Consider the following 13,370-nt stretch of genomic DNA (forward strand, 5'->3'; position numbering starts at 1 on the left):
ACAATTTTCTAGAAGTGATACTATGAAAACCTTCACTGGATTTACACTGTTTGCCGGTCTGTTCTTGCTGGTTGGCTTGGCACCGCAACTCAAGGCTCAGGAGTCAGGATCGATGCAGAAGCGTGGAGAGTTTGCTCAGGACGTGGAATTCTTGCAATCGCATACCGATCTTGTTGTCTTGGAAAGAGGCGAGTCTGCGATTGCCATCGCGCCGTCCTATCAAGGCCGGGTGATGACGAGCACCTTTGATCGCGAGACAGGTCCGAGTTTCGGATGGATCAACCGGCCGGTTATTGAGAAGGGGCTTCTCTCCGACGAGGAGCGGAAGGGGGAACTCGAGGAGCACATCTATGTCTTCGGCGGTGAAGAGCGATTTTGGCTTGGCCCAGAAGGCGGGCAGTTTGCTCTATACTTCAAGCCAGGTTCCAAGTTCGATTTTTCCGACTGGCATACGCCTGCGGTCATCGATACCGAACCGTTCGAGCTGGTTGAAAAGTCGAAAGATAACGTCGCTTTTCGACGCGATTGTGAATTGACGAACTACAGCGGCACCGTCTTTAAGATGGGCATCGAACGGACTGTTCGTTTGCTGGATGAAGCCGCCACCGAACAAATTGTTGGGGTCCAGCTGGCCAAAGGTATTCGCATGGTCGGCTACGAGACCGACAACCGCTTGACCAATACCGGTGAGCAACCATGGGCCCCTGAAACGGGCCTGCCGTCGATCTGGATTCTTGGCATGTACAATCCAGCGCCAAGAACCACCGTGGTCATCCCATTCAAGTCGGGATCCGATGCCGAACTTGGCCCGAAAGTGAACGACACGTACTTCGGAAAGGTTCCGCCCGAATACCTGGAGGTGGATGAGGACATCCTCTATTTCAAAGGCGATGGAACCCGTCGCGGTAAGATCGGCATTGGTCCGAAACGCACCAAGGGCGTAGCCGGTAGCTACGATGCCGATAGCCAGGTGCTCACCATCGTCACCTATAACCAACAATCCGCGCCAAACGGCTACGTCAATTCGATGTGGGAGCATCAGAAAGAGCCTTATGCCGGCGATGTGATCAACTCCTACAACGACGGCTCTCCTGAGCCGGGCGCTGATCCGCTAGGGCCATTCTACGAGCTTGAAACATCGTCACCCGCCGCAGCTCTCAAACCGGGGGAGACGATGCGGCATGTGCAGCGGACGATGCACTTCCACGGCACTGAAGCAGATCTCGACGTCGTTGCTGTCAAGGTACTGGGCGTCAACTTGGAGACGATCAAGGGGCAGTTCTAGGTATTCGTCGCATGGCAGCGTCCTGCAGGGATTATACAGGGTGGAATTCGGCAATGTTGTTGTTGGGCCGCCGACGAACAAACCCTGCAGGATCACCAAGACGACTGGAAGTAGGTCTCCTCTCGCTTTGCCAAGTTCAGATGATGTCTCCCAGCTCAACACAGTGCGCGAAGCATCTTTGTGTTGAGCAAAGATATGAACAACCTGGGGTACGAGACGATTCAATGTCCCTGACAGGAGAAAGCAATGGAAACTAGTTTCTTGATGAAGAAAACGGTTTTTGCATTGGTACTGGTGTCTGGGCTCATTCCGGAAATCGCACGGGCGGAACTGACAGTAGCATCGCCGTTCACAGACAACGCAGTATTGCAACGTGATTTGCCAGTCCCGGTCTGGGGCAATGCTGCTGCCGGGACAACCGTCACGGTGAAGTTCGCGGAACAGAAGAAGTCGGCTGTGGCCAATTCCGATGGCCGGTGGAAGGTGATGCTCGATTCCTTGCCCGCTTCATTCGACCCGCGAATACTCTCCGTCACTTCACCTGGCCATCCGAGAATCGAACTCTCGAATCTCCTTGTAGGCGAAGTTTGGATCTGTTCCGGGCAGTCGAATATGCAGTTCCCGTTGGACAGGGTACCTGAGGCCAAAGCATTGATTCCAAAGGCGAAACACATTCGCACGTTCAATGTTAAACGTACGGTGGCGTTTGCCGAACAGGACACCTGCGAGGGCGAATGGGTCGAACAGCATCCCGATAGTGCCGTGGCCTTTTCTTTTGCCTACTTTCTGGAAGAGGCTGCCGATGTTCCGGTTGGGATCATCCTGACCTGTTGGGGCAGTTCTTCTCTCGAAGCGTGGATGCCTCGCGATATAACGGAAACGGTACCGCATTTCAGGACGATGATCGATGAGTTTGATGCCGATACCAAAACCCGGAACCGGATCGCTGCCATTCTGGAAGGGCCCAGGCCCTGGAGCAGAGGCGAAGATATCTTTTTGCGCCGCCAGTCGAATATCCTCTACAACGCCATGATGCATCCGCTGGCTCCTTATGGCTGCCGGGGGTTGGTATGGTATCAGGGCGAGCGAAACACCCAGTCGATGTTTGGGATGTTGACTGAGCCCTGGTTCTCACGAAACTCCGGCATCTTGAAATATGGGGATACGTTCAAGGCATGGGTGCGGCGTTATCGAAAAGAGTGGGGACGTGATGATCTGCATTTTCTCGTCGTGATGCTCCCCGGCTATGGAAAGACTTTGCCGGGCGGACCGCAGGGCGGAGCCGAAAGCCCTGTTGCCCATTCCTGGGCTTGGATGCGCGAGTCACAGCTGAAGGCGCTCGATTTACCGCACACATCTGTAGTCAACACGATTGATCTGGGTCACATAAAAAACATCCGTCCCACAGACAAACTCCCCGTTGGAAAGCGACTGGCGCTGCTTGCTGCCAGCGACGTGCTAGGGCATGACATCCAGGCGCAGGGGCCGGTGATGAAAGCGGTGGAGTGCAAAGTCAATCGCCTAGTCGTTCACTTCGAGCATGCCGAAGGACTGAAGACGCGCGACGGGAAAGCGCCTACGGCATTCTGGGTAGCAGATGAATCCGCTCAATGGATGAAAGCCGATGCTGAGTTGAGCGGGGAATGCGTCGTGCTGAGTTCTACTGAGGTGGCAAAGCCACTCTACGTCCGCTACGCCTTTGCCGGAAAACCGAGCGTTAATTTGGTAAACGAGGCAGGGTTGCCTGCCTACCCGTTTCGGACAGACATTTTTGATCCCTGAAAGTAGTAGGAAGTTGTGTTAGAAGAAAAGCGTGCGTGATTGATAAACAGAGTTCACGCGTGGGCGTTCGGGATCACTACCGAAGTTGGAAACAGGCACCTTTCAATCGCATAGTGGAGGGGTAATCAGTACCACAACGCTGGCACTGCTACTTTGTAATGCGATTGTCCTTGCCTCTCGGCGAGTTCACGCTCGGCTGAGTTTGGACAAGCTGCGATTTGTTCGAAAGGCTGGTTGCTTGGCAAGCGCAGCTTGCCTCTTCTCGGACTCCGTGTGATGACATTTTTGGAAGCGATCGCTATGGCCGCTTAGCGACGAGTTTGGCCGTCGGCCTCGGCTTTCTCAAGAGCGGCTGCGAGTCGCTTTGTCACTTCTGGGGACTCCTCGGCGAGATTTGTCAGCTCCCCTGGGTCTTGGGACAAATCGTAAAGCTCATTGCCTTGGTCGCTGTCACGACCGTAGCGCACAATTAGTTTCCACTTTCCCGTGCAAACAGCGATAGAACTGTCTTTACCATTTCCAAGAATGAAGACCGCCTCGCGCTGAGCGATATGGTCTGCCTCACCGAGCATGACTGGGAGAAGGCTGATAGAGTCTTGGGCAGCATTCGGCGGCAATTCACAGTCAAGAATATCGGCTGAGGTAGCAAACAAGTCGGTCAGATTGAACGTGTAGTCCGATGAGCTCCCAGCAGCAATTCGTCCGGGCCAGCGCACAATAAACGGGATGCGATGCCCTCCCTCGTAGGCGTACCCCTTCCCATCTCTCCACGGACCGTTGGTGACATGGCCCCTCCTCTTAGCGTCTGCCTTAGCGGTTTTGAACTTCTCTCGGATCTCACCGGAGTCGTCGGCAAGGTTGAGCTTGACACCTTGGGTCCCTTTGAAGTCTTTGGGCGTAGAGCCGTTGTCGCTTGTGAAAATAACGAGCGTCTTCTCGGTCAGTTTCAATTCATCCAAGGTCCTGAGAATCGTTCCCACATGGGAGTCCAATTCCTGGACATGGTCCCCAAACAGTCCGGCATCGCTCGTCCCACGAAACTTCGCTGCCGGAGTAACGTGGGTATGGGGAGCGCAGGGAGTGAAGTACAGGAAGAAGGGGTTGTCGGCATTCTTACGGATGAACGCGACAGCCTTGCTCGTGAGCGTACTGTCTACCTGGTCCTCAACACGAGGGTGAGCAAGACCTTTCGGAAAGTCATGCCCACGCACGATGCGATACTCTTCACCGGCCTTTCGACCAACCAAATCGTGATTCTCGATGAATGCTCGGGTTGAATCATTGTGATTCGACGGCACACCGAAATGGTAATCAAAGCCGACTTCCAAGGGCCCCGTGATGGGCAACTTGTTCCAATCCTTGCTGTATCCAAGGTGCCACTTTCCGATGGCAGCTGAGGTGTAGTCCTGGTCTTCTAGGAAGGACGCAATTGTCGTTTGCCCTGGGCGAAGTCGATAGCCGTTGCCTCGTTGGTGCAGTCGCCAGGGGGAGCATCCCGTGAGCAAACCGTAGCGAGAAGGCGAACAAAGCGAGGCTGCTGAATGGGCATCGGTAAACCTCATCCCCTCACTGGCAAGACTATCGATATTGGGTGTGTGGATCTTCTTGGCGCCATAACAGCTGACATCTCCATACCCCAAGTCGTCAGCAAATAGAACAACGATGTTTGGCTTGGAAGTTGGTTTGTCGATTTCCGCAGCTTGCCCACAAAAGGGAAATGCCGCGATGATGGCGGCTACGCGAACCACCGCTAGTTTGTTGCCCATGAGCACAATCCTTTTTCTTACTTTGCAAGAATAGAATTTCATCTCCGCGACGATCATCGGAGGCGCAAACAATTAGATTAGAACGTACAAATTCCACTGTAAGGGAGACGAAGCTTCGCAGGAAGTGCTCGATGAATACCTGCAATCAATCGAAAACGCAACCGAGCGGGTCAGGTCATGTGGCTCACGACCCACGCATAACAGGCTGATCCACGTCGAAAAACAGGCCGCGACGAATTCGACGCTTTCAAGAAAATGCAAAAAAGGAAAAGGGGAAACTTGACCGCTCCAACCAGAACAGGGTACGTGGAGCTCCGCGAGGCGTACCATGAACACCGGTTCGGTACGCCTCGCGGAGCTCGACATGCGCTACGACATGGTCCGCACAGCGGCCCTACAGCAGCTCATCCAGCTCATCCACCAACGATTCAAACCGATCTAGCGCCGTTCGAACTGGCTTTGGTTTAGTCATATCCACGCCAGCGTCTTTAAGCAGGTCGAGCGGGTCTTTCGAGCAGCCGCCTTTGAGGAAGGAAAGGTAGTCGTTCAACTCCTTCTCACCGCCGTTGATGACGCGTTCGCTCAGGGCGATTGCGGCCGACAGCCCGGTGGCGTATTTGTACACGTAAAACGCGCGGTAGAAGTGCGGGATGCGGAAACATTCCAGTTTTAACTGCTCATCGATGGCGAAGTCGGGGCCGAAGTACGCTTCGAGTAGTTTGAGATATTCCTCCTTGAAGCACTCGACGGTGAGCGGCTCGCCGGATTCGGCTAGCTCGTGGGCGATCTTCTCGAACTCGGCGAACATCGTTTGGCGGATGATCGTGCCGCGGATGGCGTCGATGTCGCGGTTCACGAGGTACGCACGTTCTTTGTCGCTCTTGGCTTCGCTCATCAACTGGCGGCTGAGGAGTTGCTCGTTGAACGTGCTGGCGACCTCGGCCACGAAAATCACGTAGTCGTAGTACAAGTAGGGCTGATTGTTTGAGGAGTAGTAGCTATGCATGGAGTGCCCCGCCTCGTGCGTGAGGGTGAACACGTGATCCAGCACGCTCTCCTGGTAATTCATGAGAATGAACGGGGCCGCGTTGAATGTGCCGCAACTGAAAGCGCCGCTTTGCTTGCCTCGATTGGGGTAACGGTCGCACCAGCGAGCGGTTGTGAGCCCTTCACCTAGCACGTTGCAATAATCGCTGCCCAATGGTTCCAACGAGCGCATGACCACATCGACGGCTTGCTTCCAAGTGCGATTTTGGTCGAGATCGCTGAGGATCGGCACGTAGGTATCGTAGTGATGAACCTCCTTGAGCTTCATCTTGCGTTTGCGAAGATCGTAGTACCGATGCTGTACCGGTAGGCGTTCGCGGACGGCTTTGGTGAGGTTGTCGTACACGCTCACAGGTACATTGTCTGGAAACAATGCGGCAGCACGGGCGCTATCGTGGCCGCGGGCCTTTGCGTAGTACACGTCGCGTTGGATCGAGCCGCTGAGCGTGGCGGCCAGTACATTCTCGTGCGACTCGAAGACTTCGTAATACTGGTGAAACGCTTTTTTGCGTACGCTGCGTTTCGGCGAGTGCAGCATGGCCGAAAATGAAGAATGCGAGAGCTCGATTTCTTGCCCCGTGGCATCTTCGATCATGCCAAACTTCAAATCGGCATCGGTGAGCTGGCGGAACGCTTTGTTCGAAGTGTCGGCCATTTCGCTTTGCATGGCGAGCAGGCGCTCCTCAGCATCGCTGAGTGTGTGCGGGCGATAGCGGGCGATGCGCTCGAGCACCAACTGGTACGGTTGCAACTCTTTGGCCTTAAGCAGCTTCTGGAACTTGCTCTTGGAAATCGCCAAAATTTCCGGCCGGATGTAACTGGCTGCCTGACCAGCTTCGCTGGCGGCGTGTTGGAAACGACCGACCATGCGTTGGTATTCGCTGTTGGTTTGGTCTTCGGCTGTTTTCAAGAACGCGTAGGTGCCGATCTGTTCGGCCTGCTCGTCGAATTTCGCATCGAACGCTAAGCATGCCGCTAGTTGTTTGGCGCTGTCGCCCAATTTCGCACGGAATTTGTCGAACTGGGGGATCGTCTTCTTCCACTTGGTGAACGCCTTCTCCCAGGCGGCATCGGTCGGGAAGAGCGTTTCGAGGTTCCAAGTGTCGGCTTCTTTCACCTTGGAGCGGGGTGGAAGTGTCTTGGGGCGGGGTTTTCGTTTCGTTTTGGTAGCGGCCATTATTTTTTACCACAGAGCAGTATTTGCTATCGTCGGGGAGGTTCACAGAGAAAATGCTTGAGGCTTAATTCTCTCGCAAAGGCGCTAAGGCGCGAAGTGGTGTGATCGGGAGCAAGGGTACCTTACCCCTAAGCTTCTTCTTCATCGTGTTTCATTCTAAGGCGACTCTGTTCAACTCGAGCACCGAGATATCCACCTAAGACACTTGCAATGACTACTGCAAAGTAGGCTACCGGGTAAGCATCGTATCCAGCGTTTGCTATGAAGTACGCAACTGGCAAACAAGCGACTAACGCCATGAGGCTCCAGAAACCAGCTGCAAAAAGACCGAGGATAGGTGAGTACTTTGTCGGTAGCGAAAGCCAAGCTACTGCAGGTCCTATTGAAAAACAGATCAGAATCCAGCCTAGAGCTTGATTGCGATAGCCCCAAGCGTACGAGACAATCGCGACCAAGGAACAAATACCAAGTAGGCGCCTTATAGAATAACTCGGCATGGCCTTCGTCACCTCACGATTACCTCCGTGAATCTCCGTGTCCTCTGTGGTTCAAAAAGAACGAGGGCAACGTCTACCACCGCCAGGCGATGGTGCCCCACGCGAGACCCGCGCCGAAACCACTCATCAGTAGGTGGTCGCCGCTTTTGACGCCGCCGGCGCGGTAGGTTTCGTCCAGGGCAAGCGGGATGCTGGCGGCGGAGGTATTGCCGTAGCGGTCGATGTGTTTGACGACGCGCTCACGGTCGATTCCTAGACTAGACACAGCCGCGTCGAGGATGCGCGCGTTGGCTTGATGAAACAAATAGCAGGCGATGTCCGTGCTGGCGAGGCCGGCGTGGTCGAGCACTTGCTGGACGTTTTCTTCTACCAGCCGCACGGCCCACTTGAACACGGGGCGGCCGTTCATTTGCAGATAGTAGTCGTTGGTCGGAGGCGCGCCGATCGCGCACGGTTGCAGCGAGCCCCCTTCGGGTCGGTAGAGCAGCTCCGTGCCGCTGCCATCAGCCCCCAGGGTGTAGGAGAGGGCACCTTGTTCGTCGCTACCTTTGGTGAGCAGCACCGCACCGGCACCATCGCCGAAGATGGGATAAATCTTGACGTCGTTGGGGTCGACAATGCGTGAATTGGTATCGGCCCCGATCACCAACGCGTACTTGCTGCAACCCGTAGCAACGAATTGCATAGCCGTGCAGAGGGCATACGTAAAGCCGGCACAAGCAGCCGAGATGTCCATTGCCGCGCAGCTCAATCCTAGGCGATCTTGCACTGTGGTGGCCGTGGCAGGGGCGAGCCGGTCGGGGGTGAATGTGGCGAGGGTTAGCAGGTCGACTTCGCTTGCTGAAACGCCGGCTGCGTCGAGGCACTTCTTCGCTGCTTCGTAGGCCATGTCGCCGGTGGACATGCCGGGCGGCGCGTGTCGGCGTTCACGGATGCCAGTGCGTTGGATTATCCAGTCCGCATCGCAACCGAGCCTAGCGAGATCGTCGTTGGTGACGATATTATCCGGCACATAGCTGCCGGTCCCGACAATACGCACGCCGGTCAGGCTTCTCAATGGTGCTCCGCCGATCGACGGCGTCTCGTCACTCATAAACGGAAACCTTCGGTGGCGGCAGGGAAGACGGGTTATAAAGTCGGGCTGACGGAGGGGGGAATGCCGTGGGCGGGCAAGCTGTGCAAGGTACGACAGAAAGGCGAAATCCGCAAGCTCAGGCTTGGGGGCGACTAGGCCAAACGACTATTTCATGTTGGGCATGGTGTTATGTGGTAGCCCGAAGCGCAAGTGAGGGAATAACCGTTTTGGCGATGCCCCTCGCTTACGCTTAGGGTTGTGATCGGACCAGAAGTAATTTGCCCTGTTGGTGCGTACAGTTACTGTTGCGGTTCTTCTTCGAGGATTCTCCATTGGTCAATGCGAGCGGGCAGTCGGCTGCCTTCGTCCAAGTCGTTCCAGGCAAGTACGACGGAAAGCGTGAACGGCTTGCCGGTGGAATCCGTGATGGAACTTTCCACGCGATAAACCGCAGGCAGAAGCTGCGTTGCTCCGCGCGCACTGGTGCCGGAAAGCGGGCCCAGCGCTACTGCGTTGGGCGATTCCCCCAATTGGGCAGTTTGCTCTGCGAGGGGACTTTCGCGCAGGCCAGTGAGTACGATGAGCTTGGCTTCCGCTTCCGTGGGGCGTGGGGTATCGGGCGAGGCGCGAGGATCAAGCGGAGGCGCAAAGGTCGAGACTGCCTTGTAAGTGAGAAATCGCAGTGATTTGTCGTATTGTTTTTCGGCCAGAGCTGAAAGCCAGCCTTCGACGATGGTCTCCGCCTGTTGGTGCAGCAGCCCCTTGGTGATGGTCCGTTTTGAGATAGCGGCCATGCCTATCACCACGGCTAAAGCGAGCGCCCAGCGTGCGAGCTTTGCACCGGCCAGTTGTTCGGGACGCAAGTGAATCTGCCAGAGCGCGATTAGTGCGCAACAAACGGCTAGCAACGGCACGAGCCACATGCCAGGTGAGGCAAACGCGACCAGCGAAGCAATTCCCAGCAGCAGCGCCACCACGGCCAGCGGGTGCAGTTTGCGATACTCGTCCGTCTTGTTGTGTTCCGAGTCCATGGTTTATTCATTTCTTCCCGCTGGCAAGAAACACGCTGCTTCGAATCGCGGTGCGGTGATATCTTGCACGGAAAACTGCTACTTGAACTTCTTCACGTCGTCTTCGAAAGCCAAGACGAGATTGTAGGCCGGAGCGTTAAAATACTGAATCGTGGACTTTTCCCAGTCGGCCATTTTCGATGTATCCCAGACACCGGCTTGCCTGGGACCATACACGATAGTGAATGTTAGCCAGCTAGTAAATAAAACCGCGACGAACAGGCCCATGAGCGGACCAGCCACCATTTCAAACTGGGGAATAAACCGCATCCTCACTCGCGAAGCCTTGTCGCAGAGCACTCTTAGCACCAGCATCGACACGAAGAAAGATAGCCAATATCCGGCAAAGATGAAGTACCAGAAATTTCCGTCGCTTGTGTCCGCTTGCTCAAACCCCCAAATGCCAAACGGCACACCAACGATGTAGCCCGTTGGGATGCTAATAAGCAGGCAGAGCAAGTTGACCGTGTTGCTCCACAGTCCCTCGCCAATGGTCATGGCGATGCCAGCGAAGAAAACGAAGAAAAGTAGGATGCAGACGTAAAACATGATTTTTGTGTGCTGGCTAGGTGGTAGCTAGGGTTCGCGGAACGCCATGGAGGACGTTCCTTAGAAGACACGTAATATCTATTTCAAGACTCTCATCACTTCTGGCAGCGAGGTCACGCCCTTGGCGACCAGTAGTATCGCTTCTTCTTGCAACGAACGCTGGCGCGATGTGCGGGCTGCCTTTCTCAGGAGGTCACCCTGCGGCTTCTTGAGCAACACTTCGCGCATTTTGTCGTTCACCTCCAACAATTCAAAAATGCCGGTGCGACCTTGGTAGCCGAAGCCCTGGCAATCGGGGCACGGCTTATCGCTTTCTAGCTCTTCTGGCTTGGGCGGGCGGTAGAGTTGTTCGACTTTGCCGGCAGGGATACCCAGCTTCTTGAGCACTTGCGGAGTGGGTGTGTAGCCAACACGGCAGGTGGGGCACAACTTGCGAACAAGCCGTACGTAGAGGACCGCGGTGACGTGCTTGGCAAATATTTTATGAGGGACCTTGGCTTGCAATAACCGGAGCAGCGCGTCCGCACCGTCGCGGGCGGGTATCGTAGTGATCACCAGCTTCTCGTCAACTACTTCATCCATCAGCAGTTTAGTCGCTTCCGTATCAGTAAACTCTCTCATCACGTACACGTTAGGGTACGTGCGGATCAGATCAGGAATGATCGTGGCGGCGGTTTCCCCTTTGGAGGGGTCAAACTTGTTGACGGTGACGTTCTGAATTTCTTGTTCTGGTTTGTCGGCTTGTTCAATGGCAGCGAAGTCGCGCATCAGGCGGTCGGTCTCGTCGAGCGACACATTGGTAAGTGTCGACATTCCGCCACCTGGCATGGAGGAGAACACCAGCAAGCCCTTATCGCGGGCCATGAGCTCCGACCACTTTTCTTGCAGGCCATCGCGCATACCCAAGTCTTCGAACGTGCTGAAGCTGGCTTTCTTACCAATGAACTCAAGGACCACTCGCTCGCCACTCTTGGTGCCTTCGCTCGTGATGGGCAGGAGGTAGTTCTTGCCTTCGAACTTCGCGCCGAGTTTTCCTTTTTGTTTCTTGCGGCGTTCCTTCACGTCCAAATTGGCGAGTGTCTTGAGCACAGCAAGCAGGACATCGCCCGACTCGCGATCGCGGGGCTCGCCCGAGTGCCACATGCCATCGATCTCATGCCGCACGTTCACCGCTTGTTGCGTGTAGTCGAGCATGACACGGTCCGCTCGCTTGGTTACCGTCTCAGAAACCAGGTCCTTGAGAATCAAGTAGCCGGGTGACTGGCGAGCAATGAGCAAATTGGCGTTATCCGCGTTAGCATCTTCGGCTCCCATGGCCATTAGGTCGACGGCGGCGCCCAGTTCGTACTGTGCTTTGCGTTCGGTGTCGATTTTCACACCGAGCTTACCCATGGTCTCAGAGAAAGCATAACGCCACCACTCGCGAGTGAGGACTGTCTGGTGTTTCTGTACCGACTTATTGTGCGTGAGGATGTAGGGGATAGCCGACGCCACGAACGCCACAAGTAGGATCGGAATGCGATAAAGAAAGTTGAAGTCGACAAAAAACAAGGCGATGGCAAGCACGGCAAATGGGGAAAACACAACAGGATTCCACTTGTGCCAGCCGATCTTGTGAGTCTGCGTATCACGATTCACCCAGTCACCAAATCCAACCCACGATAACAACACAGCGGTGAAAAGGCCGAAGGGAACGATCCAAAGCCACGGGCTTGAGTCGCGGCTTTCGCCAATGCTCTCGACCGTTGCCTTGTAATCGACCTCCATTTTCTTGGATTTCACTTTGAAAGCCTGCGCGTCAGCAGCGGCCTGTGCTTCCGCGGCTTTCTTGGCAGCATCATCCTTCGCAGCGGCGCATGCGACCCCGGGAGCAAGCGCCCCGTTGAAACCCAATACGAGTAAAAGCAAAACCAGCCACAATTGCCGCATCACATGATTCCAGGTTGTTTGACCGAAATGCCCTTGAGGGCCATTTTGAGTTCTTCGGGATTGGGCGCTACTTCTAGCGCGACGGTGCGGTCGATGAGTTTATCGTCGACCAATTGCTTCAAGCTTTGCGTGAAAGTCTGCATGCCATCCTCGACGCCCACGCTAATGGCTCCGCTGAGCTTGTGATCTTCCTCTTCTTGCACCAGCTTGCGAATGGTAGGAGTGAATCGCATGATCTCCACGGTCGGGACACGACCTACGCCCGGCTTGATGCTCTTCAGTAGTTTCTGAGCAACGATGCCCTTCATATTCATGGAGATGGCGCTGCGCAGTGCGCCGTGCATATCCTGCGGGAAGAGATCGAGAATACGACCGATCGTTCCCGGAGCACCGCTAGCGTGGATGGTTCCGAACACCAAGTGACCGGTCTCAGCCGCGTGAATGGCGGTCATGAAGGTTTCCTTGTCACGCATTTCGCCCACGAGCATGATGTCGGGATCTTCACGTACGGCGTGCTTCATGCCGACTTCGAAGTCCACGACATCGAGGCCGATTTCGCGCTGGTTGATTAGGCACTTGTCTTCAGTAAACACGAATTCGATCGGGTCTTCGAGCGTGAGAATATGCTTGCGATAGTTGTGATTGATCCAGTTGAGCATCGAACCAATGGTTGTCGTTTTGCCCGATCCGGTCACCCCAGCCAGCAGCACCATGCCTTGGTCGTATTTGCAGAGATCGACCATCGACTTAGGCAAGTAGAGTCCCTCGAAGTCGGGAATCCAGCTGTTCACGCGACGAGCCACTAGGCCAATGTGGCCAAGTTGCTGGAGCAGGTTCACGCGGAACCGCCAGTTAGTGCCATCCACTTCGACCATGTGTGCGAAGTCGGCCCCGCCGTCGTGGTCGAAAATCTTGCGGTTTCGCTCGCTCATCATCGGAAAGCAGAGGCGAACCATTTCCTCGTCTTCGATGGGGGAACGCTGCATGGGACGCAGTGTGCCGTCGATGCGCACCATGGGCGGATTGCCTACCTTGAGGTGCAAGTCGCTCGCTTCTAGCTTGACGCAGGCACGAAACAGCTTGTCGATCTCTAGCTCTCTGTGGACGGCTACGAAACTATCGTAGTCGCTAGAGCTGATCGAGCTTTTCTGGGCGTTGGTGTTTGACATAGGTCTTCTCCTCGGTAAGCCATC

General features: G+C 55.2%; 9 protein-coding genes. 2 read left to right on the forward strand and 7 right to left on the reverse strand.

Annotation, left to right across the window (positions count from 1 at the left end; genetic code table 11):
* The first annotated feature begins 22 nt into the window (after nucleotides 1-22).
* The gene (locus tag HG15A2_RS20545; protein WP_145062857.1) at nucleotides 23-1,285 is read left to right on the forward strand and encodes a DUF6786 family protein; all 1,263 of its coding nucleotides are present in this window, start codon (nucleotides 23-25) and stop codon (nucleotides 1,283-1,285) included.
* Between the two features lie 246 nt (nucleotides 1,286-1,531).
* Nucleotides 1,532-3,067 carry a sialate O-acetylesterase gene (locus HG15A2_RS20550; protein ID WP_246117814.1) on the forward strand — a complete coding sequence of 512 codons (1,536 nt, stop codon included), beginning with the start codon at nucleotides 1,532-1,534 and terminating at the stop codon, nucleotides 3,065-3,067.
* 308 nt (nucleotides 3,068-3,375) lie between these two features.
* Here HG15A2_RS20550 and HG15A2_RS20555 read toward each other — a convergent pair whose 3' ends face one another.
* The 7 genes from HG15A2_RS20555 to HG15A2_RS20585 form a co-directional block, all read right to left on the reverse strand.
* Nucleotides 3,376-4,833, reverse strand: a complete 1,458-nt coding sequence (locus HG15A2_RS20555) for a sulfatase family protein (protein WP_145062859.1) — start codon at nucleotides 4,831-4,833, stop codon at nucleotides 3,376-3,378.
* A gap of 394 nt (nucleotides 4,834-5,227) precedes the next feature.
* A complete protein-coding gene (gene pepF / locus HG15A2_RS20560) occupies nucleotides 5,228-7,057 on the reverse strand; it encodes an oligoendopeptidase F (protein WP_145062861.1) in 1,830 nt (609 codons plus the stop codon).
* 570 nt (nucleotides 7,058-7,627) lie between these two features.
* Nucleotides 7,628-8,647: a beta-ketoacyl-ACP synthase III gene (locus HG15A2_RS20565; protein ID WP_145062863.1), complete on the reverse strand. Its 1,020-nt coding sequence runs from the start codon at nucleotides 8,645-8,647 to the stop codon at nucleotides 7,628-7,630.
* A gap of 281 nt (nucleotides 8,648-8,928) precedes the next feature.
* A complete protein-coding gene (locus HG15A2_RS20570) occupies nucleotides 8,929-9,660 on the reverse strand; it encodes a hypothetical protein (RefSeq protein WP_145062865.1) in 732 nt (243 codons plus the stop codon).
* A 78-nt stretch (nucleotides 9,661-9,738) separates the two neighbouring features.
* The gene (locus HG15A2_RS20575; protein ID WP_145062867.1) at nucleotides 9,739-10,248 is read right to left on the reverse strand and encodes a hypothetical protein; all 510 of its coding nucleotides are present in this window, start codon (nucleotides 10,246-10,248) and stop codon (nucleotides 9,739-9,741) included.
* Between the two features lie 78 nt (nucleotides 10,249-10,326).
* Nucleotides 10,327-12,177 carry a GspE/PulE family protein gene (locus tag HG15A2_RS20580; protein WP_145062869.1) on the reverse strand — a complete coding sequence of 617 codons (1,851 nt, stop codon included), beginning with the start codon at nucleotides 12,175-12,177 and terminating at the stop codon, nucleotides 10,327-10,329.
* Nucleotides 12,177-13,346 carry a type IV pilus twitching motility protein PilT gene (locus HG15A2_RS20585; protein ID WP_145062871.1) on the reverse strand — a complete coding sequence of 390 codons (1,170 nt, stop codon included), beginning with the start codon at nucleotides 13,344-13,346 and terminating at the stop codon, nucleotides 12,177-12,179. Before HG15A2_RS20585 ends, HG15A2_RS20580 begins: the two co-directional genes overlap by 1 nt.
* Nucleotides 13,347-13,370: the final 24 nt, after the last annotated feature.

Source organism: Adhaeretor mobilis, assembly GCF_007741515.1.
GTDB classification, from domain to species: Bacteria; Planctomycetota; Planctomycetia; order Pirellulales; family Lacipirellulaceae; genus Adhaeretor; species Adhaeretor mobilis.